At 60.7% G+C, this 26,168-nt stretch carries 23 protein-coding genes and 1 tRNA gene; 12 read left to right on the top strand and 12 right to left on the bottom strand.

What is annotated here, in order from left to right; all coding sequences use genetic code 11:
• Positions 1–22: 22 nt before the first annotated feature.
• Positions 23–988 carry a 4-hydroxybenzoate octaprenyltransferase gene (gene ubiA / locus ACK4TM_RS00120; protein ID WP_409694839.1) on the bottom strand — a complete coding sequence of 322 codons (966 nt, stop codon included), beginning with the start codon at positions 986–988 and terminating at the stop codon, positions 23–25.
• Between the two features lie 12 nt (positions 989–1,000).
• Here ubiA and ACK4TM_RS00115 point away from each other — a divergent pair, with 12 nt between their 5' ends.
• The 4 genes from ACK4TM_RS00115 to ACK4TM_RS00100 are packed head-to-tail and all read left to right on the top strand — an operon-like array spanning position 1,001 to position 4,499.
• On the top strand, positions 1,001–1,723 hold the full coding sequence (locus ACK4TM_RS00115) for a 16S rRNA (uracil(1498)-N(3))-methyltransferase (protein ID WP_409694836.1): 723 nt from the start codon (positions 1,001–1,003) through the stop codon (positions 1,721–1,723).
• Positions 1,720–2,559 (top strand): GNAT family N-acetyltransferase, encoded by an 840-nt coding sequence (locus tag ACK4TM_RS00110; RefSeq protein ID WP_409694833.1) that lies wholly within the window; start codon positions 1,720–1,722, stop codon positions 2,557–2,559. The genes ACK4TM_RS00115 and ACK4TM_RS00110 overlap by 4 nt, the downstream gene beginning before the upstream one ends.
• Entirely contained in the window at positions 2,552–3,070 is a 519-nt protein-coding gene (locus ACK4TM_RS00105) for a hypothetical protein (protein WP_409694830.1), read from the top strand. Before ACK4TM_RS00110 ends, ACK4TM_RS00105 begins: the two co-directional genes overlap by 8 nt.
• Before the next feature lie 58 nt (positions 3,071–3,128).
• Positions 3,129–4,499 carry a glutamate--cysteine ligase gene (locus ACK4TM_RS00100; protein WP_409694827.1) on the top strand — a complete coding sequence of 457 codons (1,371 nt, stop codon included), beginning with the start codon at positions 3,129–3,131 and terminating at the stop codon, positions 4,497–4,499.
• Between the two features lie 51 nt (positions 4,500–4,550).
• On the opposite strand, the gene ACK4TM_RS00095 is transcribed toward ACK4TM_RS00100, so the two are convergent.
• Complete coding sequence (locus ACK4TM_RS00095) at positions 4,551–6,743, bottom strand: primosomal protein N' (protein ID WP_409694824.1); 2,193 nt, start codon at positions 6,741–6,743, stop codon at positions 4,551–4,553.
• 84 nt (positions 6,744–6,827) lie between these two features.
• Here ACK4TM_RS00095 and fsa point away from each other — a divergent pair, with 84 nt between their 5' ends.
• The 4 genes from fsa to ACK4TM_RS00075 all read left to right on the top strand — a co-directional run bounded on the left by fsa (position 6,828) and on the right by ACK4TM_RS00075 (position 9,978).
• Positions 6,828–7,481: a fructose-6-phosphate aldolase gene (gene fsa / locus ACK4TM_RS00090; RefSeq protein WP_409694821.1), complete on the top strand. Its 654-nt coding sequence runs from the start codon at positions 6,828–6,830 to the stop codon at positions 7,479–7,481.
• Positions 7,482–7,624: 143 nt separating this feature from the next.
• Positions 7,625–8,320 carry a DUF484 family protein gene (locus ACK4TM_RS00085; protein WP_409694818.1) on the top strand — a complete coding sequence of 232 codons (696 nt, stop codon included), beginning with the start codon at positions 7,625–7,627 and terminating at the stop codon, positions 8,318–8,320.
• The gene (locus ACK4TM_RS00080) at positions 8,320–9,240 is read left to right on the top strand and encodes a tyrosine recombinase XerC (RefSeq protein WP_409694815.1); all 921 of its coding nucleotides are present in this window, start codon (positions 8,320–8,322) and stop codon (positions 9,238–9,240) included. The genes ACK4TM_RS00085 and ACK4TM_RS00080 overlap by 1 nt, the downstream gene beginning before the upstream one ends.
• A 42-nt stretch (positions 9,241–9,282) precedes the next feature.
• Complete coding sequence (locus tag ACK4TM_RS00075; RefSeq protein WP_409694812.1) at positions 9,283–9,978, top strand: CDP-alcohol phosphatidyltransferase family protein; 696 nt, start codon at positions 9,283–9,285, stop codon at positions 9,976–9,978.
• Between the two features lie 81 nt (positions 9,979–10,059).
• On the opposite strand, the gene ileS is transcribed toward ACK4TM_RS00075, so the two are convergent.
• From ileS to rpsD, 5 genes are all read right to left on the bottom strand, one after another.
• Positions 10,060–13,050: an isoleucine--tRNA ligase gene (gene ileS, locus ACK4TM_RS00070; RefSeq protein ID WP_409694809.1), complete on the bottom strand. Its 2,991-nt coding sequence runs from the start codon at positions 13,048–13,050 to the stop codon at positions 10,060–10,062.
• Between the two features lie 178 nt (positions 13,051–13,228).
• On the bottom strand, positions 13,229–14,005 hold the full coding sequence (locus ACK4TM_RS00065; RefSeq protein WP_409694806.1) for an extensin family protein: 777 nt from the start codon (positions 14,003–14,005) through the stop codon (positions 13,229–13,231).
• The gene (locus ACK4TM_RS00060; protein ID WP_409694803.1) at positions 14,002–14,928 is read right to left on the bottom strand and encodes a prephenate/arogenate dehydrogenase family protein; all 927 of its coding nucleotides are present in this window, start codon (positions 14,926–14,928) and stop codon (positions 14,002–14,004) included. The genes ACK4TM_RS00065 and ACK4TM_RS00060 overlap by 4 nt, the downstream gene beginning before the upstream one ends.
• Positions 14,928–16,013 (bottom strand): histidinol-phosphate transaminase, encoded by a 1,086-nt coding sequence (gene hisC / locus ACK4TM_RS00055; RefSeq protein WP_409694800.1) that lies wholly within the window; start codon positions 16,011–16,013, stop codon positions 14,928–14,930. Before hisC ends, ACK4TM_RS00060 begins: the two co-directional genes overlap by 1 nt.
• 300 nt (positions 16,014–16,313) lie before the next feature.
• Positions 16,314–16,934 carry a 30S ribosomal protein S4 gene (gene rpsD / locus ACK4TM_RS00050; RefSeq protein WP_409694797.1) on the bottom strand — a complete coding sequence of 207 codons (621 nt, stop codon included), beginning with the start codon at positions 16,932–16,934 and terminating at the stop codon, positions 16,314–16,316.
• Positions 16,935–17,387: 453 nt separating this feature from the next.
• Here rpsD and ACK4TM_RS00045 point away from each other — a divergent pair, with 453 nt between their 5' ends.
• Positions 17,388–17,855 (top strand): DMT family transporter, encoded by a 468-nt coding sequence (locus ACK4TM_RS00045; RefSeq protein ID WP_409694794.1) that lies wholly within the window; start codon positions 17,388–17,390, stop codon positions 17,853–17,855.
• Positions 17,852–18,277 carry a DMT family transporter gene (locus ACK4TM_RS00040; RefSeq protein WP_409694791.1) on the top strand — a complete coding sequence of 142 codons (426 nt, stop codon included), beginning with the start codon at positions 17,852–17,854 and terminating at the stop codon, positions 18,275–18,277. Before ACK4TM_RS00045 ends, ACK4TM_RS00040 begins: the two co-directional genes overlap by 4 nt.
• A gap of 13 nt (positions 18,278–18,290) precedes the next feature.
• On the opposite strand, the gene ACK4TM_RS00035 is transcribed toward ACK4TM_RS00040, so the two are convergent.
• From ACK4TM_RS00035 to ACK4TM_RS00015, 5 genes are all read right to left on the bottom strand, one after another.
• Complete coding sequence (locus tag ACK4TM_RS00035; RefSeq protein WP_409694788.1) at positions 18,291–19,127, bottom strand: NAD-dependent epimerase/dehydratase family protein; 837 nt, start codon at positions 19,125–19,127, stop codon at positions 18,291–18,293.
• Between the two features lie 20 nt (positions 19,128–19,147).
• Entirely contained in the window at positions 19,148–20,350 is a 1,203-nt protein-coding gene (locus tag ACK4TM_RS00030; protein WP_409694785.1) for an NAD(P)/FAD-dependent oxidoreductase, read from the bottom strand.
• Complete coding sequence (locus tag ACK4TM_RS00025) at positions 20,350–22,032, bottom strand: hydantoinase B/oxoprolinase family protein (protein WP_409694782.1); 1,683 nt, start codon at positions 22,030–22,032, stop codon at positions 20,350–20,352. The genes ACK4TM_RS00030 and ACK4TM_RS00025 overlap by 1 nt, the downstream gene beginning before the upstream one ends.
• The gene (locus tag ACK4TM_RS00020) at positions 22,029–24,104 is read right to left on the bottom strand and encodes a hydantoinase/oxoprolinase family protein (protein WP_409694779.1); all 2,076 of its coding nucleotides are present in this window, start codon (positions 24,102–24,104) and stop codon (positions 22,029–22,031) included. The genes ACK4TM_RS00025 and ACK4TM_RS00020 overlap by 4 nt, the downstream gene beginning before the upstream one ends.
• A 78-nt stretch (positions 24,105–24,182) precedes the next feature.
• Complete coding sequence (locus ACK4TM_RS00015) at positions 24,183–25,076, bottom strand: LysR family transcriptional regulator (protein ID WP_409694776.1); 894 nt, start codon at positions 25,074–25,076, stop codon at positions 24,183–24,185.
• 178 nt (positions 25,077–25,254) lie between these two features.
• Here ACK4TM_RS00015 and ACK4TM_RS00010 point away from each other — a divergent pair.
• A tRNA-Ser gene (locus ACK4TM_RS00010) sits at positions 25,255–25,344 on the top strand.
• Between the two features lie 150 nt (positions 25,345–25,494).
• A complete protein-coding gene (locus tag ACK4TM_RS00005; protein WP_409694773.1) occupies positions 25,495–25,749 on the top strand; it encodes a DUF6538 domain-containing protein in 255 nt (84 codons plus the stop codon).
• Positions 25,750–26,168: the final 419 nt, after the last annotated feature.

The following is a 26,168-nucleotide window of genomic DNA, read 5'->3' as shown; positions in this document are numbered from 1 at the left end:
GCTGATGCGTCCGGGTGTTCAATCACACCAGAAACGCCAAGGCGAAAAACGGCAGGGGAATCAGGCCAGCATCCCGGTTGGACCTGAAAAGCCTTATCAGACTGGCGTCGTCATCGGCATTAAATCGCTGTAATTGCCAGGTCAGGTGCCAACCCATCGCCCATGGCCCCCCCAAAGCGATGACCAGCGAGAGGATGGACCGGTCGTAAGCGGCCAGCACGACGGCGACGCCGAACAGGACCACCGTCAGCGTCAGGAACAGGCGCAGCCAGAATCGCGCCTTGTCGCCAAACAGCCGCGCAGTGGATTTCACGCCGATCAACGCGTCGTCTTCTGCATCCTGATAAGCGTAGATCGTGTCGTAAAACAACGTCCACGCGATGCCTGCAAGATAAAGCATCACCGGCGCAAGGCCGAGATCCCCGGTATAGGCCGTCCATGCCAGCAAGGCACCCCAGTTGAACGCCAGCCCCAGAAACACCTGCGGCCACCACGTGAACCGTTTCGCGAATGGGTAGATCGCCACCGGCAGCAGCGCGAGTATACCCAATCCAATGGCAAAGGGCGGAAAGGTGATCAGAATCAGGAAAGCCACAAGTGCCTGTGCGGCCATCCAGATCGCAGCACCTTTGACGCTGACCTGTCCTGATGGAATCGGGCGTGACCTTGTCCGTGCCACCGATCCGTCGATATCGCGGTCGGTGATGTCGTTCCACGTACAGCCCGCACCACGCATCAGAAGGGAACCGATCCCGCAGCCTGCGATGATCCAGATTGCAAAGGGGCTGAACGCCCCGGTCGCAAGCACCGCCAGCGCCAGTGCCCACAGGCACGGCAGATATAACAGCCACGTCCCGATGGGGCGGTCGGCGCGCGACAGCCGCAGATAGGGCCGTGCCCGCGCAGGGGCCAATCTGTCCACCCAGTTTCCCGCGACGGCATCGGCGACGGTGCCCGCAGGCTCTGGCATCTGGCTGTTTTGGGTCATATGGTCCGCTTCATGGCATCCAAGGTCCGGCTTTATGTAGATCACCCGCTGGGGGTAGGGCAATCGGTTCCGCTGAACCGTGATCAGGCGCATTACCTGTTCGGGGTGATGCGGCTGGCGGTCGGGGACGTGATATCGCTGATCAACAGTCGCGACGGCGAATGGGACGCGATGGTCGAGAAGGCGGGCAATAAGAACGGCGTGCTGCTCTGCCAGACCCGGACCGGCGAACTGCAACTGCCACCAGATCTGTGGCTGGTCTTTGCGCCGATCCGCAGGGAACGCACTGCCTTTATCGTCGAAAAGGCGGTGGAGTTGGGCGCGGCCCGGATCATCCCGGTGCAGTCTGAATTCACCCAAACCGCCAACCGCGTCAGGCAGGACAAGCTGCAGGCTCATTGCGTGGAAGCGGCAGAGCAATGCGGCGGCACTTTCGTGCCCCCGGTCGATGATCTGATCAAACTGGACGGGTTGCTGGCCCATTGGCCCACAGATCGCCAATTGATGTTCTGCGACGAGGCCGAGATCGGCGCGCCTGTCGGGCTGCCGGAATTGCCCGGCCCCTGGGCGATCCTGATCGGCCCGGAAGGCGGGTTTTCACCAAATGAACGGGCGAAGTTGCACGCGCTGCCCTTTGCGCATGCGGTCAGCCTTGGCCCGCGCATTCTGCGCGCCGATACGGCTGCGGTGGCAGCGCTGACGCTTTGGCAGCACCATTTGGGTGATTGGGGATGATCGGCGCCATTCCGGCGGACCAGCCCGCGATCGAGGCTTTCCTGCGCCAGCACGTCACGACGGCGATGTTTTCGATGACGAACCTGCAGCGGTACGGCATGGCGGGCGGGCATCCACGGGCACTGACCGTTTGGCTGCGCAAGGAAGGCGATGTCATCACCGATGCGCTGGCAGTCAGTGAAGAGGGAATGATCTTTCCGCATTGCCCGACAGGGCCTTGGGAAGATGTGAAAACGGTTCTGCAAGGGCGCGAGATCAACGGACTGCTCGGTGATGCGGGACAGGTTGACGCGTTGCACCGCCTGCTGGGTCTGACAGGGGCCTCTGGTCATGTCGCCACCGAACAGCTCTACCGCCTGACTTTGGCCGATTCTGTGATGCCGGATGTGGATGGTTTCACTTTGCATCCGCTGTCAGAAGCGCCGCGTGATCTGGTGCTGGGCTGGCGGCGTGCCTATCTGCAAGAAACGATGCAGATGCAGGGTGACGCCATGGAAAAGACCGCGATCAAAGATATCGACAGCTACGTGGCGGCGGATAGCCACCGGGTGCTGTACCGGGGTGATCAGCCGGTGGCGATGACCGGGTTCAACGCAATGTTGCCGGACATCGTGCAGATCGGCGGCGTGTTTACACCATCCAACCTGCGCGCGCGCAGGTTGGCACGGCGGGCGGTGGCGCTGCATCTGGCGCAAGCAAAAGTGAATGGGGTGAGCGATGCAATCCTCTTTGCGGCCTCCGCACAGGCGGCTAAAGCCTATGAGTCGATTGGCTTTGGCAGGATCGGGTCGTTCGGTATCGCGCTGTTCGACGCACCGCAGGTGGTGCATGGCTGATTTCTTCCGCCCCGAGGCGCGCGCCTTTCTCTGGCGTTGGCGCGACGTGCTGGCGGCGGCACTGCTGGGGTTATTCGGCCTATGGTGGGCGCTGAATGCTGCTGGGGTAACGCTCTGGCTCGGCTATCTCGGCATTGTGATCGCGCTGGGCTGGGGCATCGCCGGGGTGCAACGTGCGCGGTTTGCCAGTCACGGCGATGGCCCCGGCGTAGTGCAGGTGCGCGAACGCAGACTGGCCTATTTTGGCCCTCTGGACGGCGGGATCATGGATGTGGACGATCTGACGCAGCTGACGCTGGACCCGACCAGCCACCCTGACCCAAGTTGGGTATTGTCTGGCGTCGGTGGGCAGCGCATCGCCATTCCCATCAACGCCGCCGGGGCGGATGATCTGTTCGACGTCTTCGCTGCGCTGCCGGGGATCAGAACGGCCATGGTGCTGGATGTGCTAGAACGCACACCCGATGCGCAGGTGATTGTCTGGTCGCGTGCGCGTCCTGTCTTGCATTGACAGATGCGCTGGTGCAGGTCAGCGATAATGACTTGACCTCTTGAACGGAGCCTTCCCGATGTCCATTCCCCAATCCGGCGCTGGCCCGATCGAACATCACGACCAATTGGCTGAATTGCTGTCCAAGGGGTCCAAGCCCAAGGATCAATGGCGCATCGGCACCGAGCATGAAAAATTCGGCTATTGCGCAGAGACGTTACGGCCTCTGCCTTATGATGGCGACCGTTCTATCAAGGCGGTGCTGGAAGCCCTGCACAGCCGTTTCAACTGGGACCGGGTCGAAGAGGACGGCAAGATCATCGGCCTGACCAAGCTGGGCGCGAATGTCAGCCTGGAACCGGGTGGGGCGCTGGAACTGTCGGGCGCACCGCTGGAGACGATCCACCAGACCTGTGATGAGGTGAACAGCCATCTGGCAGAGGTCAAAGCGGTATCTGATGACATCGGTGTCCGCTTCATCGGGCTGGGTGCCGCCCCTGTCTGGACGCACGATCAGATGCCGCTGATGCCCAAAGGCCGCTACAAGCTGATGGACAGCTATATGCAATCGGTGGGCACAATGGGCACCGCGATGATGCGCCGGACCTGCACGGTGCAGGTGAACCTCGATTTCGGGTCAGAGGCTGACATGGTCCGGAAAATGCGCGTCGGCGTGGCTTTGCAGCCGGTGGCGACGGCGCTGTTTGCCAATTCGCCGTTCTTCGAAGGCAAGGTGAACGGTCATAAATCATGGCGCGCGCGGATCTGGCGCGATCTCGATCCGGCGCGCACCGGCATGGTGCCTTTTATCTTTGAGGATGGTTTCGGGTTCGAGGCGTGGGTGCAGTGGGTTCTCGATGTGCCGATGTATTTCGTCTATCGCGACGGGAAATATATCAACGCCTTGGGCATGTCGTTCCGCGACTTTCTGAAAGGTGAACTGCCCGCGCTGCCGGGTGAAAAGCCGCTGATGTCGGATTGGGCGGACCACCTGACCACCGTCTTCCCCGAGGCGCGAATGAAGCAATATATCGAAATGCGCGGGGCCGATGGCGGCCCTTGGCGCAGGCTTTGTGCGCTGCCTGCATTCTGGACCGGGCTGATGTATGACCAGACCGCATTGGATGCGGCGTGGGACCTGTGCAAGAACTGGACGGCAGAACAGCGTGAAGCATTGCGCGTTGCTGCCTCGGTCGACGGGTTGCAGGCACAGGTGGATGGCATCAACATGCATGATCTCGCGCGCGAGGTTGTCGCAATAGCAGAATCCGGGTTGCGCGCACGTGCCCTGCCCGGCGCGGGCGGGCTGGTGCCGGACGAGACGCACTTCCTGAACGCATTGAAGGAAACCGTCGAGACCGGCAAGACACCGGCCGATGAATTGCTGGATCACTATCACGGCGATTGGGCGGGTGATCTTGACCGGATTTATCAGGCCTATAGCTACTAACCCCCGCGCGCCGGAGCTTCCGGCAGCGGTATCACTGTACCGGCGATGGGATCAGTAAAAGCTCTGCGGGTCGATGTCGATCGCCAGACGCAGATTGGCGGGCAGCCGGAATTGAGCGACCCATCGGGTCAGTGCGGGTTGCAGCGGCGCTGATTTGTCGGCCTTGACCAGAAGGCGCACACGGTGTTTGCCGCGCACCCGGGCGATGGGGGCCGGCGCCGGACCAAAGACCTGCGCACCGATCTGGCGCAAGGGCGCGTCCCGGCGGGCCATGTCATTGCCCAGATCGAAAACAGCCTTCAGATCTGGGCCGCTGAGGATGATCCCCGCCATGCGCCCATAGGGTGGCACCCCCGCTGCGCGGCGTTCATGTGCTTCGGCGGACCAGAAGCTTTCTTCGTCGCCGTTCAGAATCGCGCGGATCACCGGGTGATCGGGTTGGTAGGTCTGCAACAGGGCCACTCCGGGCGTCACCGCGCGCCCTGCCCGGCCTGCGACCTGACGCATCAGCTGGAACGTGCGTTCCGCGGCGCGGAGGTCCGACCCCTGCAGACCAAGATCCGCGTCGATCACGCCCACCAGCGTCAACAGCGGGAAATTATGGCCTTTGGCAACAAGCTGTGTGCCAATGATGATATCGGTGCCACCTTGCGCAATCTCGGCGATATGGGCCTTCATCGCGCGGGCCGATCCGTACAGGTCCGAGGACAGCACGGCGATGCGCGCGTCCGGGAAAAGTGCTGCCACCTCTTCGCCCATGCGTTCGACACCGGGGCCGACGGCGGCAAGTTTATCCGACGCACCGCAGGATGGGCAGATCACCGGGATCGGTTTGGTTTCGCCGCATTGGTGGCACATCAGCCGGTTCTGGAAACGGTGTTCGACCATCCGCGCATCGCAATGGTCACAGCCGATCTGATGCCCACAGGCCCGGCACAGCGTCACCGGTGCATAGCCGCGTCGGTTGAGAAAGATCAGCGATTGTTCGCCCTTTTCCAGACGGTCAGCGATGGCATCGCGCAGGGTGGGCGACACCCAGCGCCCATGAGGCAAATCCTCGACCCGCATGTCGATAGCGGCCATTTGCGGCATGACCGCTGCGCCAAAACGCGACGTAAGGTCCAGCCGCGCGTATTTGCCCGCCTGCGCGTTTGCCCAGCTTTCAAGGCTAGGCGTCGCCGAGGCCAGCACCACCTGCGCCCCGCACAGAGCCGCGCGCAGCACCGCCATATCACGCGCGTTGTAGAGTACGCCGTCTTCTTGTTTGTAGGATGTGTCGTGTTCTTCATCGACGACAATCAGCCCAAGGTTCTGGAATGGCAGAAAAAGCGCCGAACGCGCACCGACGATCAGTTGCGCATCGCCCTGCCCTACCATCCGCCAGCAGCGACGGCGTTCGGTCATCGTCACGCCAGAATGCCATTCGGCGGGCTTGCGGCCAAAGCGCGCCTCGACCCGTTCGATGAATTCGCCCGACAGCGCGATTTCAGGCAGCAAAACCAGCGCCTGTCTGCCCATGCGCAGACATTCCGCGACAGCCTCTAGGTAAACTTCCGTCTTGCCGGAGCCGGTCACGCCTTTCAGCAAGGTGGTGCCATAGCCATCCTTGCGCAGCGCTGCGCGCAGGGCATCTGCCCCTGCCGCCTGATCGGGGCTGAGCGTTTTACCGCCATGATCGGGGTCAAGGCGCGGATAGGGCGTGTCGCGAGGGGCGTCTTGCTCAATCACCGCCCCTTGCGCAACCAAACCTTTGACCACAGACGGGCCGACATCCGCCGCCTCGGCCAATTCGCGCAAAGTAAAGGCCAGCCCGCCGTAATCGCGCAACACGCCCAGTACCTTGTCGCGCGCGGCGGTCTTGCGGTCGGGGTCGCGCCCGCCTAGCCGGTAGACCTTGCGCATCGACGGCGCATCGCCCAACCCCGGCGCGCGGGTGCCAAGGCGCAGCATCGCGGGCAACGGTGTCAGCGTATAGTCAGCGGCACGCATCAGAAAATCGCGCATTTCATCACGCATCGGTGCAAGGTCCAGCACCCGGTGGACAGACCGGATCTTGGCAAGGTCATAATCGCCCTTGCCCTGGCCCCAGACAACGCCCAACACTTTGCGCGGGCCCAAAGGCACCTCGACAAAGGCCCCCAGATGGCAGCCGCCTTCCGGCGCTTTGTAGTCCAGCACCCGGTCAAGCGGTTGCGTGGTCAGCACACCGACCAGATCGCCCTGATGAAAATAGCTGTCTGTCATAACCGCCTTTTGAGGGTTCACGCCCTGCCTGTGGTCAGGTAAACGCTGGGACAGCAAACACCAACCCATCCCCGGAGGGAAGTTATGAAGTTTTTCGTAGACACAGCCGATATCGACCAGATCAGGGAACTGCATGATCTTGGCATGGTGGACGGGGTGACAACAAACCCATCCCTGATCGCCAAGTCCGGCCGCAACATTCTCGAAGTGACAAAGGAAATCTGCGACATGGTCGCAGGCCCGGTCTCAGCCGAGGTCGTCGCGCTGGACGCCGAAACCATGCTGGCCGAAGGGCGCAAGCTGGCCAAGATCGCCGACAATATCGCCGTCAAGGTGCCGCTGACATGGGCCGGCCTGAAGACCTGCAAGACGCTGTCGGATGACGGTATCATGGTCAATGTGACCCTGTGCTTTTCGGCCAATCAGGCGCTGCTGGCGGCCAAGGCGGGTGCGACCTTCATCAGCCCTTTCATCGGGCGGCTGGATGACCTGAACCTTGATGGGCTGGCGCTGATCGAGGACATCCGCACGATTTATGACAATTACGGGTTCGGCACGCAGATTCTGGCAGCGTCGATCCGGACGGCGAACCATATGTCCGATTGCGCCAAGATCGGCGCGGATGTGGCAACAGCACCGCCCGCAGTGATCAAGGCGATGGCCAACCACATGTTGACCGACAAAGGTCTGGCCGGGTTCATGGCCGATGTGGAAAAAGCCGGTATCAAGATCCTTTAATCTGTTCCGTGTCAGGTGGGTCATGGCCCATCTGACACCGCGCCTTGGCAAAAACGCCACGGCATGCCTGCGGCGTTCAAAAAGTTGCGGCATTGTCTGAACGGACCTGCTAGCTTGCGTTAAAACAAAAGCAGAGCAGGCCAATGACAAACACAGCACTCGCTGATGATCTTCGTGCGAAGATCATCGCAAACCCTGATTTTCTTCTTGATGACCCCGATCTGATGCGCGCCCTCGTGGGGGCCAATGACGATGCCAAAGGCAGCAATATCGTCGATCTGCGCGCCATCGCAATGGAGCGGCTGGAGGCGCGGTTTGACCGGCTGGAAGATACCCACCGCAATGTCATCGCCGCCGCCTATGACAATCTGGCGGGCACCAATCAGGTCCACCGCGCGATCCTGCGGATGATGGATGCGGGCAATTTTGCCCAATTTCTGGCTGATCTCACAGGCGAGGTTGCCGATATCCTGCGTGTGGACGCGGTCAGGCTCGCGCTGGAAACCGATGACCCGGCGGCGCATGCCGAAATGGACCCGGCAATCGTTGTCGTGCCGACGGGTTTTGTCGCCGATTACATCACACTGGGCCGCAACATGCCCGCCCGTCAGGTCACCTTGCGCAAATTCACCAATGTGGGTGCCAGCCTGTTTGGCGACCGCGCGCCCTATATCCAGTCAGAAGCCTGCCTGAAGCTGGATCTTGGTCCGGATCGCAGACCCGCGATGCTGGTCATGGGCAGCGAAACGGCGCAGCAGTTTTCGCAGACCCAAGGCACCGACCTGCTGGCTTTCTTTACCGGCGTGCTGGAACGTGTACTGCGCCGCTGGTTGGGTTGATGACAGGCATCGCGCCTGCATTGACCCATACGCTCGATCAATGGCTTGACCATGAACGCGCGCTTGCGGGGGCCGCGCCCAATACGATCAGAGCTTATCAGGCCGATCTGCTGGGCTTCATGGCATTCATTACACAGCACGTTGGCGAATCGCAGGGGCTGGCCCCCCTTGCCCGTATCAGCGTCGGCGACATGCGTGCCTGGATGGCGCATGAACGCGGGCGCGGGGTGGCGGCCCGGTCGCTGGCGCGGTCGCTGTCGGCGGTCAAGTCGTTCTATCGCTGGCTGGCCGTGCGTGAAGGATTCGAACCGACCTCCGTGCTATCGACCCGCGCGCCCCGGTTTCAGGCCAAGCTGCCCCGCCCGCTGAGTGCGCCTGCGGCCAGTGACATGATCGATCAGGTGGCATTGCAGGCGCGCGACCCTTGGGTTGCGGCCCGTGACGCGGCGGTGATCACCCTGCTTTACGGCTGTGGCTTGCGAATATCAGAGGCATTGTCGCTGAAAGGGTCCGATGCGCCCCTGCCCGCGGTGCTGCGCATCACCGGCAAGGGCGGCAAGGAACGGGTCGTGCCGGTGCTGGGTATCGCGCGCGAAGCGGTCGCAGGTTACATCCGCCTGTGCCCTTATGAGATTACACCGGATGCGTCGCTGTTTCGCGCGGTCAGGGGCGGCCCGCTTGCCCCGCGGGCAATTCAGAAGGTTGTGGAACAGGCGCGCTTGCAACTGGGCCTGCCTGCCACGGCCACGCCACATGCGCTGCGCCATTCCTTTGCCACCCATCTGATGGCGGCGGGGGGCGACTTGCGCAGCATTCAGGAATTGCTGGGCCATGCGTCACTGTCCACGACACAGGCCTATACGGCAGTCGATACCGCGCAGTTGATGGCGGTCTATGATCGCGCCCATCCCAAATCCTGAATTTGACGTTGCCCCAGCGCTGAAATTGGATATGACGGTTTAATGAATTTACGTGCCAAGGCCCTTTCCATTCACTTTCTCACCGCCACAGGTGCCGTTTTTGCGATGCTGGCGATGCTGGCGGCGGTCGAGCAAAAATGGGACCTGATGTTCTTGTGGCTGGTGATCGCGTTCTTTGTCGATGGCATCGACGGTCCACTGGCGCGACGCTATGACGTCAAGAAGAACGCGTCAGAGTTTGATGGCGTGCTGCTGGACCTGATCATTGACTACCTGACCTATGTCTTCGTTCCTGCCTATGCGCTGTTCAAATCGGGACTGTTGCCGGGCTGGACCGGGTGGATGGCGATCATCGTGATCACCTTTGCCTCGGCTTTGTATTTTGCCGATACCCGGATGAAGACCAAGGACTATTCCTTCTCTGGCTTTCCGGGCTGCTGGAATATGCTGGTGCTGGTGATCTTCGCGCTGGAGCCGAATTTTTGGATTTCGTTGGTGTTGGTGTCATCGCTGGCGATCGCGATGTTCGTGCCGCTGAAGTTCGTGCATCCAGTGCGTACCAAGCGCTGGCGGATGATCACATTGCCGATGGCACTGGGCTGGACGTTGTTTGCAGGTTGGGCATCTTGGGTAGATTTCCATTCGCAAAGCTGGGCGCATCTGGGGTTGGTTGCGACGTCGCTTTACCTGCTGTTTGCGGGAATTGCCCAGCAGATCATGTATGGCAAGGATGGTTGAGGATAGAGCGTTATAGCCTCCGGCAGGAATTACAGATTCGGACATTGCGAAAAGGGCGGCCAATGGCCGCCCTCTTGCATTTCAGGTCAGGGCCGCATCACAGCGCCCGCAGACGCCGGGGTGCGCATGGGTGCCGACATCGGGCAGGATTTTCCAGCAGCGCTGGCATTTTTCACCATCAGCGCGACCGAAAACCACCGCGATATCTGCCACATCGTCGAGCCTGAAGACATCCGCTGGCGCGGCATCGGTGCTGATCGTAATGCCCGATGTGATGCACAGATCGGCAAAGGCGGTAGTTTCCAGCACCTTTGCCACCTCTGGGGTGACATAGACCGTAGGGGCCGCCTCCAGTGAGGCTCCGATCACCTTGGCGGTGCGTTCAACCTCCAGCGCGCCGGTCACGACACGGCGCGCGCGGCGCACTGTGGCCCATTTTGCGGCCAGCGTATCGTCGCGCCAATCGTCGGGCGTTGCGGCAAAGTCTTCCAGATGGATCGAGCTTTCGTCGCCGGGGAAGCGTTCCAGCCAGACCTCTTCCATTGTGAAACACAGCATCGGCGCGAGCCAGCGTGTGATCCGGTGAAACAGGATATCGAGCACGGTGCGCGCAGCGCGCCTGCGCGCGGTATCGCCATCACAATAGAGCGCGTCCTTGCGCACGTCGAAATAGAAGGCCGACAGATCGACCGTGGCGAAGGTAAAGACCGCTTGGAACACGCCCTGAAAATCATATGCTGCGTAACCTTCGCGCACGGTGACGTCGAGTTCGGCCAGACGGTGCAGCACCCAACGTTCCAGTTCGGGCATGTCGGCGGGGGCGGTGCGGTCGGATTCAGAGAAATCAGCCAACGACCCCAGCATATACCGCATCGTGTTGCGCAAGCGGCGATAGCTGTCGGCGACACCTTTAAGGATCTCATCCCCGATCCGCAGATCGGCGGTATAATCCGACTGCGCCACCCAAAGCCGCAGGATATCGGCGCCATATTGCTGCACGACCTTTTCGGGCGCGATGGTGTTGCCGATGGATTTGGACATTTTCATGCCCTTCTGATCCAAGGTAAAGCCATGCGTCAGCACGCCCCGGTAAGGCGCGTGGCCCTTGGTACCACAGGATTGCAACATCGAGGAATGGAACCAGCCGCGATGCTGGTCAGTGCCTTCCAGATACAGATCAGCCATGCCGTCGGTTGATCCATCAGCACGGTCGCGCAGCACGAAAGCGTGCGTCGAGCCGGAATCGAACCAGACGTCCAGAATGTCGAACACCTGATCATAGGCGTCGGGGTCCACGATGTCGGCCAGGAAACGATTCTTGGCCCCGTCTTTGTACCACGCATCAGCGCCTTCCGCCTCGAATGCCTCCAGCACGCGGGCATTGACGTCGGCATCGCGCAGCAGGAAATCAGGATCACCCGGCTGTGCGCCTTTTTTGGTGAAACAGGTCAGCGGGACGCCCCAGGCGCGCTGCCGGGACAGAACCCAGTCTGGCCGCGCCTCGATCATCGAATAAAGCCGGTTGCGGCCTGTCTTGGGGGTCCATGTCACCAGCTCATCGATGGATCGCAACGCACGTTCACGGATGGTGGTACCATAGGTGTCGTTGCCGTCGCCCACGGGTTTGTCGATGGCAGCAAACCATTGCGGGCGGTTCAGGCGGATGACCGGGGCCTTGGACCGCCAGCTATGCGCGTCCGAGATCGTGATGCGTCTGGTCGCAATCAGCGCTGCAACATCTTTCAGTTTCTCGATCACCACCTTGTTGGCGCCGCCCGGTTTGCCATTGGGCTTCAGGATGGCTTCACCGCCAAAGAATGGCAGATCGGCGCGGTAAGAGCTGTCGTCGAGGATATTATAGGTCATCGGCAGGCCATGTTTGACCCCGATGGCATAGTCGTCGTCGCCATGGCTGGGGGCAGTATGGACAAATCCGGTACCTGCACCATCTGTCACATGATCGCCGGGCAACAGCGGCACGTCGAAATCCCATTCGGCATTACCACCATCGGTCCCGCGCAGGGGGTGGGCACAGACAATCGATTCCAACTCGTCGATCTGGATATCGCGGATGCGGCGGAACATGGTGTCATCCAGCCGCGCGGCGGCAAGCGCATCGGCGGCAAGCGCATCAGCCAGCAAATAAGTATCGCCGGTCTTTGCCCAGCTTTCGTCAGGCACGCCTGTCACCTCGTAAAGGCCATAGGCGATGCCGGGCCCAAAACAGATCGCGCGGTTTTGCGGGATGGTCCAGGGTGTCGTGGTCCAGATCACGACCTGGGCGGCGAGCAACTGCGCCTCGCGGTTTAGTCCGGCCTGCATGATCGCCTGCCGGGCGTCGGGCATTTCTTCCTCATAAGCGAGGGCAGCCATATTGTCGCGTTCTTCCGAGGCGGCAGAGACGATGGGAAACTTGACCCAGATCGCATCGGTCTGGCGGTCATGATATTCCACCTCGGCCTCGGCCAATGCGGTCTTTTCCACCGGCGACCACATCACGGGCTTGGAGCCCTGATACAGCGTGCCGTTCATCAGGAACTTCTGGAATTCCTCGGCGATCACCCGTTCGGCGTGAAAGGCCATGGTCAGATAAGGATCATCCCAATTGCCGGTGATGCCGAGGCGCTTGAATTCTTCGCGCTGGATATCGACCCAGCCTTCGGCGAATTTACGACATTCCTGCCGGAAATCGACGATATCAACGGCATCCTTGTCCTGTCCCTTGGCACGATATTTCTCTTCGATCTTCCATTCGATGGGCAGCCCATGACAATCCCAGCCCGGCACATAGCGGGCATCACGGCCCATCATCTGCTGGCTGCGCACGACCATGTCTTTCAGGATCTTGTTCAGCGCGTGGCCGATATGCAGATTGCCGTTCGCATAGGGCGGGCCGTCATGCAGGGTAAAGGGTTTGCGCCCTTCGGCCTTGGCGCGCAATTTTTCGTAAACCCCGATCTGCGCCCAACGCGCCAGCCAGTCGGGTTCGCGTTTGGGCAGGCCCGCGCGCATCGGAAAATCGGTCTGCGGCAGGTTCAGGGTGTCTTTGTAATCAGTGGTCTCGGCGCACATGTTTCGCGTCCTTTGGGCAATGATGAATTGAAGGAAAGATGAGGCGCGGTGCGCAATCGCTTGCACCATGATCCCGGTCGGCTCGAAAGATCAAACCGCCGGGCAAGTAATGCGTAGGATCATCATGCTGGTCATGACCGCGCTTATAGAACCCAAGCCACGCAGGGTAAACCCGTGATCAGCGGCAATAGGTACCACGGCGATACTGCGCTGTGTCGAAATGGAAATGGTCAAGGTGAAACCGGTTGGCCTCGGGGCCAAGGACAGTCCCGAAAGGCCCGCAGGCCGCGCGCCACATGCGGCGCAACAGCGGCCCATAGGCTGCGTCGTCCCATCCCCGCAGCACGGTGATATCGCTGCCATCGCGCAGGCCGATCGCGGCGATATCGATCGCGCGTCCCAGCGCGTGTTCCGACATTCGCCCACTCGACGCATTGTTGCGATTGCGGCAGGCGTAATGCGATCCGACGCGCAGGCTGTTGATGCCGCCGCCCAGATCGCCGATTGCAGGCATGGCACCTTCGGTCACCCAGTCCTTCAGGGCCTCGGCGGTGCCGCAATCCATCGTTGCCTGTGGCACCAGCGTCACCCCGGCAACCGCCTTCACGCGGACCGCGTCGGTGACACCACAGGCCCCCGGTCCCTCTACCGTGCCCAGTACCTGACCCTGCAGCGCGACATCACCGCAAATCTGGCCACGCTGGCGGGCAAGCTGTTGTTCTGCGGCAACCGCACCGATGCCGGCGGGGCGGGGCACCGGGCGCAGCGATTCCTGGACAGCGCTTGTGCTGGTGTCCCGTACGGCAAGTTCGGGCAGGCTGTCGCTATTGGTCTCAGGCCGCGCGACGGGGCGCAGGACAGTTGCCGCGACTGCGGTGTCTGCCTCTTCGCCCACATCCTGCGCTGTCAAAGGGCTGACCAAAAGGGCAAAACCGATGGCAAACGCGCGCATCATTCCCGTTTTGCTGCCGGTTTGCGGCCAAAGTCGGGGGCGTCGGTATCCTGCCCCGCCTCGATGATAGACCGGCGGATCGACCGCGTGCGGGTGAAATAGGCGTGAAGATGATCTCCGTCGCCCAGCCGGATCGCGCGTTGCAGCGCGAATAATTCCTCGGTAAAGCGGCCAAGGATTTCCAGCGTAGCTTCTTTGTTGTGCAAGAACACATCACGCCACATGGTCGGATCCGAGGCCGCGATGCGGGTGAAATCCCGGAAGCCGGCAGCGGAATATTTGATCACTTCGCTATCCGTTACCCGGCGCAATTCATCGGCAACGCCGACCATCGTGTAGGCGATCAGATGTGGCGTATGGCTGGTGACGGCCAGTACGAGATCATGGTGATCCGCGTCCATTTCATCGACATTGCTGCCGATCCCGCGCCACAGATTGGCCAGACGCGCGACCTCGGCAGGGTCGGTCCCTGCCACCGGCACCAGAATGCAGAACCGGTTGTCGAACAATTCCGCAAAGCCCGACCTCGGCCCGGAATGCTCTGTCCCCGCGAGCGGGTGGGCGGGGATGAAATGCACACCTTCGGGCACCAAAGGTCCAACCAGTTCGATCACCGTGCGCTTGACCGATCCGACATCACTGAGCGTGGCCCCCGATTTGAGATGAGGTGCAATCTCTCGCGCGACAGATTCCATCGCGCCGACCGGGACACAAAGCACGACCAGATCGGCATCTGTTACAGCCTCGACCGCCGTGTCGGTCACCACATCACATAGCCCGATCTCGCGCGCGATGGCACGGCTCTCGGGGGATCGCGCATAGCCGCTGATCTGGCGCGCCAGACCGCCACGCCTTATCGCGTGGCACATGGAAGACGCGATCAGCCCCAGCCCGATCAGCGCGACCTTGTCATAGATCACTGCCATCAGCGCGACCCTTTGAATTGCGCGACGGCATGAACCACACGGCGGCAGGCGGATTCGTCGCCCACGGTGATGCGCAGGCAATGCGGCAGGCCGTATCCTGCCACCTGCCGGACGATGATACCCTGCGATTGCAGATAGACATCGCAGGCCTGCGCCTCGGCCGGGCTGGCGAAACGGGCAAGGATGAAATTGGCGCTGGACGGATCGGACGGCACCCCCAGCTCAGCCAGTCCAGCAGCCAGCCAGTCGCGCCAGCGGGCATTTTCAATGCGGCAGCGGTCGGTATGGGCAGTATCACGCATTGCGGCTTCGGCGGCGGCAAGGGCGGCAGCGGACAGGTTGAACGGACCGCGCAACCGGTTGAGCACGTCGATCACGGCCTGCGGACCGTAAGCCCATCCGATGCGCAGACCGCCCAAGCCGTAGATCTTGGAAAAGGTCCTGCTCATGATGACATTGTCACGCGCTTCGACCAGCGCACGGCCCGCATCGTAATCTGCGACAAATTCGGCATAGGCGCCGTCAAGAGCCAGCAGCGCCTGCGGCGGCAGGCCTGCGGCAAGTCGTGCGACCTCCGCCTCGGGGATCATGGTGCCGGTAGGGTTGGCGGGGTTAGCAAGATAAACCAGCCGGGTCTTGTCGGTACAGGCGGCAAGGATGGCATCAACATCGACCATGCGATCACGTTCCGGCACCACCACGGGCGTCGCCCCGCAGGCGTGGGCATAGATCGGATACATCGAAAACCCGTGTTCGGTGAAAACCACCTCATCGCCCGGTCCGGCATAGGCTTCTGCCAGCAGTTTCAGGATCTCGCCCGACCCCACCCCACAGATGACGCGCGCCGGATCAACGCCCCAGACATCCCCGATTGCTACGCGCAACGCCGCATGATCGGTGGACGGATAGCGGTGCAGATCATGTGCGGCACGCGCAAAGGCCTGCATCGCGGCGGGGCTTGCCCCCAGCGGGTTTTCGTTCGACGACAGCTTGAGCACGTTGCTCTGCCCTGCCAATTGCGACGCCCCACCGACATAAAGCGCGATATCCATAATGCCGGGTTGGGGTCGAATGCCGTTCGCCATGATCAGGTCTTCCGTATGAAATCAGGGCCGTTCTAACGCCGCGACAGAGCCGTGACCAGAGACAAGACAATCCGTGGATCAAGAGATTAAGAATATGTGCACGCAGCGCACGGCACCCCACAATGATGCGCCCTCAAGCAGACGAAGACTTTGAGCTTCCCCGCGGGGAAGGTTTCCTCGCTTTGTTCAGATTCTCCTGCCTGAGGCATCAGGGCTTTCCAAAGTTCAGACAGGTAGCATCAAAGCAAAAGGCCGCCCCAAGGGACGGCCTTCCAGAACTGCAACATATGCGCAGTAAAATCAGTTCTTGGCGTAGAATTCGACCACGAGGTTCGGTTCCATCGTCACCGGATAAGGCACATCGCCCAGGGTCGGTGTGCGCACGAAGGTCGCAACCATCTTGTTGTGATCGACTTCCATGTAGTCAGGCACGTCACGCTCTGGCAATTGTGCCGCGACCAGAACGATTTCCAATTGCTTGGATTTCTGACGAACTTCGATCACATCGCCCTCTTTCACGCGGTAAGAAGGGATGTTCACGCGCTGGCCGTTCACGGTCACATGGCCGTGGTTCACGAACTGACGGGCCGCCCAGACAGTCGGCACAAATTTCGCGCGGTAGACCACGGCATCCAGCCGGCGTTCCAGCAGACCGATAAGGTTTTCACCGGTGTCGCCCTTGACGCGTTCGGCTTCGGCGTAAATCCGGCGGAACTGCTTTTCGGTCAGGTCGCCGTAGTAACCCTTCAGCTTTTGCTTGGCGCGCAGCTGGGTGCCGAAATCGGACAATTTGCCCTTGCGGCGCTGACCGTGCTGGCCGGGGCCGTATTCACGGCGGTTGACGGGGGATTTCGGGCGGCCCCAGATGTTTTCACCCATCCGGCGGTCAATTTTGTATTTGGCAGCAGTACGCTTTGTCATACGCTGATCTCCTTCATTCAGTTGCGAAGGGCGTTGTCCTTTACGTGGATTTTGCCACGCCGACAGGGTTCCGCTTGCGCGGTCCACCAACACCAATGAAACGGGCTGCTACAGACCTGCCTGGGGGATGTCAACGGGCGCTTTATGGCCGCCGTCGCAGAAATACGCGGTTTCTGACAAATTCTCACCACAACTGCCTGTCATTGGGACGGCGGGACAGCAAAAACGTTTTCTATCGCGTTGTTTGGTTTATGAGTATTGTGTTTGTTTTGTACGCTTGAAAAGCGCCGCATGTTGCGCCCTGCACTAGGCAATGCGCGCATCGGCTGCTGAATGTGCCGGCGTGTATCGGTGCGTGATTGCTGTCCCACCTTTTCCCCCGTCCGCGACGATTCTTGGTGCAGCATGCGGGCAGCAATTGCCTTTTCCTGCGCGAACGGAAACAAGTTTCGCATGTCTGATCTCGCCCCTGCCCCGCGCCTGATATATTTTGCCGCCGCCTTCGGTGCTGGAGGTCTGTTGTCCTTGATGGTCTTGTTCAACGGCACATTGGCAGCCTATGGATCCTTGTTGTTTGCGTCGTGGGTGCCGCATTTGACGGGAACGCTGCTTGCCATCATCATTCTACTCGCGCTACGGCCCCGACGCGCGAGCGCGGTCCGCCCGCCGCTTTGGGCCTATCTGGGTGGGATTGCGGGGGGTGTGACTGTCATGCTCACCTCTGCGACCATGAATACGGCGCTGGCCCTGTCCGGTACAATCGCGCTGGGGCTTGCCGGGCAGATGGTATTCAGCCTGTTCGCGGACATGCGCGGCCTGTTCGGTTTGCCGCAAAGAATGCCCAGAGCAGGCGACTTTCTGGCGCTCGGGCTGATCATCGCGGGCAGTCTGGTGCTCATATTCTTCGGCAGTGCGACATGATCATCTTTGCCGCTTTGGCTGTGCTGGCGGGCGTGCTGGTGTCGCTGCCACGCCAGATCAACGGGCGGCTGGCGCTGTCAACCTCGGCGTGGGAATCGTCGTTCTGGAATCACTGCATCGGGCTGGCGTTCGTCACGCTGGCTGCCTTGGTGTTCGGCGGACTGTTTGCAGGATCGCCGCAGGACGCGCCTTGGTGGGCCTATCTGGGCGGCCCGATTGGCTTTATGTTCATCGCCGCAGGCTCTTGGCTGATCCCGCGAATCGGGGCGGCGCAAACGGCACTGCTGATCATTGCGGGACAAATGATCTCTGGCGTGGTGATTGACATCATTATGGGGACAGCGGGCAATGGCTGGGCGCGCATTTTGGGTGTCGCGCTGATCCTTGCAGGGATGTGGGTGGCGCGGTCCGCCAAGACGTGACCGCGCCCAGCACTCAGGTGGTTTTCTTGTCGTTGACCACACCCAGCGCCGCGACGCCGGAATTGCCAAGCTCGACCGTGGCGAACGGCCCCCCGATACACAGGTTGGCAAGGTCCTTGTTATCCAACGGCGGCGTTTTGGCGAACACATCCTTGGCGAATTGCTCGGCATTGTCCTTCGGTCGGTAACCCAGATGTCCGGCCTTGCTGTTGTCCACTACCGCACGATCGTTGTTCGAAATCCCCCAGACCTTGGTGAACCCCACGACAGGGTTGTCGATGGATCGTTCCACCAAGTGAATCAGGTCATCGTAGGACAACCATGTGCCGATGCTGCGGGCATTCGTCGCCTGCGCGCAGGAAAAGATGCGCATACAGACCGATTCGACCCCACGTTTATCCCAATACAAACTGGCCAGATCCTCGGCAAAGCACTTCGCCAGACCATAATATGTGTCAGGCCTGTGCGGTGCATCTAGCCCGATCGTGTCGGTCTTCAGATGCATACCGACGGCATGAACAGAGCTGGCATAGACCACCCGCTTGACACCGTTGCGATAGGCGGCTTCCCAGACGTTATAGGCGCCGATGATGTTGGATTGCAGGATATCGTCCCAAGGTGCCTCGTCGCCAATGGCCCCGAAATGCGCGACCATATCGGCACCTTGCATTACCTTTTCCATCGCGGCCAGATCGGTCAGATCGGCCTGTGTGTATGTCTCGCCCTCATAAAGTTTGCCGATATCGTCGATGATATCGGTAGAGACAAGCTGATCACACATCCGTGTCAGCGGTTCGCGCAGATAGGACCCAAGGCGGCCGGCGGCCCCTGTCAGGACAAGTTTCTTCATGATATTTCCTTTCTATCGGATCAGATCACCGCTTTTTCGATGAAGCTTTCACCTTTTTCGATGCGGGCATAGCTGAACGGGGTCAAGTTAAGCGTGCGGTATTCACCATAGGCGATCCATTCCGCCATCCCGCGCCCCATTGCAGGGGATTGCTGGAAACCGTGCCCGGAAAAGCCATTCAGCAAGATAAAATTGCCCACCTTGGTATGTGGCCCGGCAATCGCGTTCTGGTCGAGCGTGTTGTAATCATAATGCCCCGCCCATGAATTGCGCAGTTTGATCGCCTCGAACTGCGGGATGCGCGTGGCGATAATGGGCCAGACGTGATCTTCCCAGATCGCGTGATCCTCGGCGAAATCATCGGGATCGACGGGGCGATCATCCTCGGGCTTGCAACCGGCCATGTAATACTGCCCGTCGGTGCGAACGTGCACCCCTGACGGGTCGATCGTCAACGGCAGGTCACGGTCGAGCGGCCGGGCCGCCTCGAAGATGAAAGTATAGCGCTTGCGCGGCTCCACCGGAATGGTGATCCCCGCCATGGCCGCCACCTGAGCACCGCGTGTGCCGGCGGCATTGACGACAGTGCCACAGGCGATGGTTTCGCCAGTAGCCAGCGTCACGCTTTGCACCTTGCTGCCGCTGGTATCGCGAGCGATGGCTATGACCTCGTTCGCCACATATTCCACGCCGCGTTCGCGCGCGGACCGCCGCCACCAGTCGAACAGGGTGTTACCGTCGAAATAGCCTTCATCGACCAGATTATGGTTGCCCGCGATGATATCGTCGAGTTGATAGAAGGGATAGGCGGCGGCGATTTCATCGCGTGTCATGTGTTTCGTACCCGCACCGCAGGCCGCCTGCAAAGCCTGCGCATCGTGCAAGGCCGCAGCAAATGCGGGTGTATCGGCCAGATAGAGATAACCGAAACTATGCAGGCGCGGCTGCGGCACGCGGGGATCGTTACCCATGTAACGCGGGAAATTCTTGACGAACTCCGCGCCGAACTGCGAAATCTGCACATTGATTGCGGCGCTGAACTGCTGGCGGATGCAGGAATTGGTCAGCGATGTCGCGGCCTGCGCATAGGTCGGATCGCGTTCCACGACGAGGATTGATCCATCGAAATCGGGATTATCCGTGAGGAACCACGCGACCGACGACCCAAGCATCGCGCCGCCGATGATGACCACGTCATAGCTGATTTTCGCGGGGCGCTGCATCAGTCGGTTTCTCCGGTGGTGACCTGTGTCTGAACGGCGGCGATATCGGTCTCGGACAGACCGTAGTCGCGCATTGCAGCTTTTGCAGAAATATAGCCGCGCGCAAGATCGCGCTTGACCAAAGCGGGATCGCGACGGGCAGAATCGCCATAGCCGGCCCCCCCCGGCAGCCCAAGGATCACGCGCCCGCCTGCGGGGACGAATTGCTTGCCCTTGCCCCGCATCATACTACCATCGTCCAGCGCAATCGTGGTCGCCGCACCGTCTGCGCCCCCCTGCCGCCCGCGCGCGGGATGATCCACACGGTCGAACATGGCGGAAAAATCAGCCTCAAACCCTGCGGCGGGTCCAACCTCCATATATTGCCCCAGACCGCCACGAAACTGGCCCGCCCCGCCGCTGTCGGGCCGTAATTCCTTGCGCCAGATGATCACCGGGCCGGTATGTTCGGTCGCCTCGACCGGCATGGTCATCACACCGGACGGAAAGGCGGTGGCGTTCAGACCGTCCACCGATGGCCGCGCGCCCGCACCGCCGGAATTGAAGGCCAGCACCTCTGCCCTGCGCCCCAGCCCTGATGTCGGGCGCAGGCTCACCTGAAAGTTGCACAGGCAACCCGCCCCTTCGGCAGGGACCGTCGCGGGCAGGATCTTGTCTAGCGCATCATAGACCGTGTCGGGGATCATATGCCCGATGATGTGGCGCAGGGCCACGGGCGCGGGGTGCACCGCGTTAACGATGCTGCCTTCTGGTGCCGCAATCTCGAACGGGGCGAGGGATGCGGCGTTATTCGGAATCTCGGGCGCAATCGCGCATTTCAATGCGTAGCAGGCATAGGCCTTGGTATAGACCAGAGGCACGTTAATGCCCTTTTTGTCGATGCCCGAGGTGCCAGCGAAATCGCAGATGATCCGGTCCGCTTCAATCGTCAGGCTGACGCAAAGGTCGATGGGCGTGTCGAACCCGTCGATCCGCATCGCGCCAGTGGCGCTGTCGCGCGGCAAAGCGGCGATCCGTTCCAGCGTCGCGCGGCGCGAATTGGTCAGGATGAAATCACTGATCCCGCCCAGATCATGCAAGCTGAATTCCGCCATCATTTCTGCCAACCGCCGTTGGCCAATCTCGTTGCAGGTCGCGAGCGCATAGAGATCGCCCACCACCTGATCCGGTTCGCGCACATTGCCCCGGATAATCGCGATCAGCGTGTCATCCACCCGGCCCGCATCGGCGAAACGCATGATCGGAATATGGATGCCTTCTTCGTAGACGCTGGCCGCATCAGCCCCGAAACCGCGACCGCCGACATCGACGACATGGGCGGTGCAGGCAAAGAACCCGGCATGACGTCCCTGATAAAACGCCGGGGTCACCATGGTGAAATCATGCAGGTGGCCGGTGCCCTCCCAAGGATCGTTGGTGATATAGACATCGCCTTCACGCATTGTGTCGCGCCCGATCCGGCGGATGAAATGCGGCACGGCATCGGCCATCGCGTTGACATGGCCCGGCGTCCCCGTCACCGCCTGCGCCAGCATCAGCCCGTCGGCATTATAGACGCCGGCGGATAGATCGCCCGCTTCGCGCACAGAGGTGGAAAAGGCGGTGCGGACCAGCGCTTGTGCCTGTTCCTCGACAATGGAAATCAGGCGGTTCCACATGACTTGATTTGCGACCTGGCTCATGCGCGTATCTCCGTGATGTCAATGGTGCCGTCGGGGCGCGCCATGGCCTGACGGCTGGCGGGAATGACGATTGTGGTTTCATCCTCGGTGATCAGCGCGGGACCTTTGACATGGTCGCCGGGGGCAAGGCTGGCACGCGGCACGATCTGCGCATCAGTGATGCGCGCCAGGGCAGGGTCGAACAAGGCGCGGCTGGCATTACCCGTCACCGCAGTCCCGTGGGGTGTTTTCGGCAAAGCCGTGGCGTCAGCGCTGGCCGTGGTGGCGTTGACCGCCCAGACGGTGATTTCGATATCCATCCCGGCAACCTTGCGACCAAACAGGCTTTCATAATCCGCCTCGAACAGCTCCTGAAAGGTTGCGCCGTCGGGCTTGGTTGCCTGATCTGCCGTAAGACTGACCGGAATTTCCCAGCCTTGGCCAGTGTAGCGCATGTAGACCTTGTATTGCGCCTCAATCGGGGCCACGCCGTCGCAGCCATGCACGAATGCCGTCGCCTCTGCCGCCAGATCGGACAGCAGGTCGCGCACGCTAGCAGGGGCGAAATCTGATAGTTTCATGTAAACGCTGCGGGTCGCTTCGAAACTGAAGGGCGCGCGCAGAAACCCGATCGCAGAGCCGACACCGGCCCCGGCGGGCACCAGCAAGCGCGCAACGCCCAGTTTTTCACACAACCGCCCTGCGTGCAGGGGGGCGGCACCGCCGAAGGCGATCATCGTGTAATCAGCCAGATCCTCGCCGTTCTCGACCGCGTGAACACGGGCGGCATTCGCCATATTCTCGTCCACCACTTCCGTCAGGCCATAAGCGGCAGTGATGGCATCCATGTCTAGGGACGCGCCCAGATCTGTCAGGGCCGCCTCGGACGAATCTTTGTTCAACTTGATCGACCCGCCGGCAAAATTGTCAGGGTCAAGTTTGCCCAGCATCAGATCGGCATCCGTCACCGCAGGCCTGGTCCCGCCGCGCCCGTAACAGGCGGGGCCCGGTTCAGACCCCGCGCTTTCCGGGCCGACCCTGATCTGGCGCATCGCATCGACATGGGCGAGACTGCCGCCCCCTGCCCCGATCTCGACCATGTCAATCACCGGAATCGAAATAGGCATGCCGGACCCTTTTTTGAACCGATAGCTGCGCGCCACCTCAAACACGCGGGCGGTTTTGGGTGTCTGGTTCTTGATCAGGCATATCTTCGCGGTGGTGCCCCCCATGTCAAAAGACAGAATCTTGCCCAACCCATAACGCGCCGCGATATGGGCGGCGAAAACAGCGCCCCCGGCGGGACCGGATTCAACCAGCCGCACGGGAAATTCGGCAGCATTTTCGATGCTGATGATCCCACCCCCGGAATGCATCAGGAACACCGGGCAACCCGCCCCTTCCTGCGCCAGCCGTGTCCGGAGGCGGCCCAGATAGGATTTCATCAGCGGCTTGATATAGGCATTGGCGACGGTGGTATTGAACCGCTCATATTCGCGCATCTGAGGCGAAACTTCGCTGGACAGCGACACCATCACCTCGGGCAGTCTTTCGGCCAGCACATCGCGGATCATCTTTTCGTGGTCGGGGTTCAGATAGGCATGGATCAAGCCGATAGCGACACTCTCAAAATTGTAAGATGCCATCTGATCCGCCAGCGCCTCTACCTCGGTGCGATCCAGCGGGATCAGAACCTCGCCTTGGGCGTCAACACGCTCGGCCAAAGTAAAGCGGTGCTGGCGCGGCAGCAAAGGTTCGGGCAGTCGCAGGTTCAGGTCATATTGTTCGAACCGGCTTTCGGTGCGCATCTCGATCACGTCGCGAAATCCTTGCGTTGTGATCAACGCCGTGCGCGCACCGCGCCTTTCGATCAGCGCATTGGTGGCAAGGGTCGTACCATGGATGATCTGACCGATCTGCGCTGGACTGATACCCGCCTTGGCGCAGACTTGGTGCATCCCGACGATGATCGCATCCTCCGGGGCGGCATAGGTGGTCAGCACCTTGGTGGAATGGCTGATGCCCGCGCATTCCAGCACGACATCGGTGAATGTGCCGCCGATATCGACGCCCATGCGGATGTCCTGTTGCATGATCTGCCCCTTTTCTTGTCGGGGTCAGCCTATGCCGCTGCACGCATCACATCCAATTATTTTATGCGATCCATTGGATCAGACTTTATTATCAAAGGCCCGCGCCGCCGCCGCCGCCACATCAGCCGCATCGGCGACGATCCGCGCGGTACGCATGACGTCGTAGCGGGCATAAAAATGCAAAGGTTCCGGGGTCCAGCCATAGCCCACCTGGACAAGATCGCCGCGCGCCAGCGCATCGCTGACCATGGCTTCGGGCAGGCTCGCCACGCCCATCCCGTCAATCGTCATATGCAGGCACGCGGCCAGATTGCTGGACGGCACAAGGCGCGCCAGAACCTTCGCGCCAGAGAAATGTGCAGCGACCTGCGCAAAAAGATGGGTGTCGCGGGCATGGGACAGAATCGGATGGGCGGCCAGATCGTCCAGCCCGGCAACCGGTGGCAGCCCAAGTTCAGGGCTGGCAACCCAGATCAGCGCATAGGCTCCCAGATCAATTTCGCCGGTGACCAGCCGGGTGAAAGGCCCGTTCTGGATTGCCAGATCAATACGGCGTTCGGCCAGCATGATCTCCAGGTTCACGGACAGATCGACGGTCAGTTCGACCGACAGCCTGGGATAGGTGGTCTTAAGCCGCCGAAGATAATCGCGCAGCCAAGTATGCACGATCATCTCTGTCACGCCCAGCCGCAAGGTGCCGTCAATCAGGGCCTTCTGGTCCGCCGCTGCAACCAGCGCATCAGTGGCATTCAGCACCCGGCGGGCATGGGTCAGCAGATCGCGCCCCTTGGTGGTCAGCTGCACCGAACCCGCATCCCGTGTCATCAGCACCGTCCCCAACGCGGATTCCAGCCCGGCGATCCGGGCCGAAATATTTGGCTGCGTGGTGCCCAACCGGACAGCCGCGCCACGGAAACTTTGCAAATCTGCAACCCAGACGAAGGCTTCGAGCTGTTTGAGGTTCAGCTGCATGGCAGGCCTTTCGCAGTGGGGTTCCTGCCTGATATATCGGCCACCCCGGGCAGGACAACATTTTTCCCCCGTCACCGTATTACCCCCGACCCGCGCGATGGCCTGCCGTCTGGACAAAGCTCATTCACGCGCAATTTCCGCTTGTTCTTTGCGCTTCATTACTGCTAGACCCCGCGGCGGAGATGTGGCCGAGTGGTCGAAGGCGCTCCCCTGCTAAGGGAGTAGGCGGGAAACCGTCTCGAGGGTTCGAATCCCTTCGTCTCCGCCAGATCACCTCAATTCATGCTCATTTAACTAATTGTTATATAAGCATTTTTTGTGAATTTGACCAAATATCACCGATGCGTGCTCCAAATCTGCTGCACATTCTGCTGCACATGCGCTTGCTCGTGCTTGACGGACTCGCTAGTGTCATCACATGAAATTGATCCAGCGCGGCACTACCTATTACATTCGAAAGCGGGTTCCGCAGCAGTTTGCTGCCGTTGAACCGCGCCAAACGGTGTGGATCAGCCTCAACACAGATTCGCTAGCACTTGCGCAAACTAAGGCACCAGCGGCGTGGGCTGAGCTGACCGAGGCCTGGCAAGCACTATTGGCGGGTAATTCTGAAGACGCAGAGGAACGGTTCGAAGCAGCGCGGGTATCCAATCGATTTCTTCTGGTTCGCTAGTGACCCTCAACCGTCTATGCCAGGATCTCAAACGACGTCAACAAGCTGTAGCCGATCCATCTTTTGACGAATCATACGCTTTTCCCATCGGGAAGCTAACGGTGGCCTTCGGTATGTCGCTGCAGAATGTTGAAAACACCGATCCTATTCTGAGCTAAGCTGGAGTTAGAGACCTTCTCTAGGAATGACTAGTCGCAGACCACAGATTGCTGCACAATCTGCTGCACAACTCCCCACGCAAAAATCCTAACTACTTGTTTTAATTATTTTATTTTTTATGGTGGGGTAGATCTGTCGGACTTCGTCTCCGCCATTCCCATCGTCGATCCTGAACAGGCTTCCCGATGGGACGTTTGCGTCTCAGCGTGAATTGGCAGCGTCATCCGATTCTCAGCGACTTGTCCTCGGTCAGCGCGGTT

This window comes from Yoonia sp. (assembly GCF_046292185.1).
Taxonomy (GTDB): domain Bacteria; phylum Pseudomonadota; class Alphaproteobacteria; order Rhodobacterales; family Rhodobacteraceae; genus Yoonia.
This window is presented reverse-complemented; position numbering and strand designations above follow the sequence as displayed.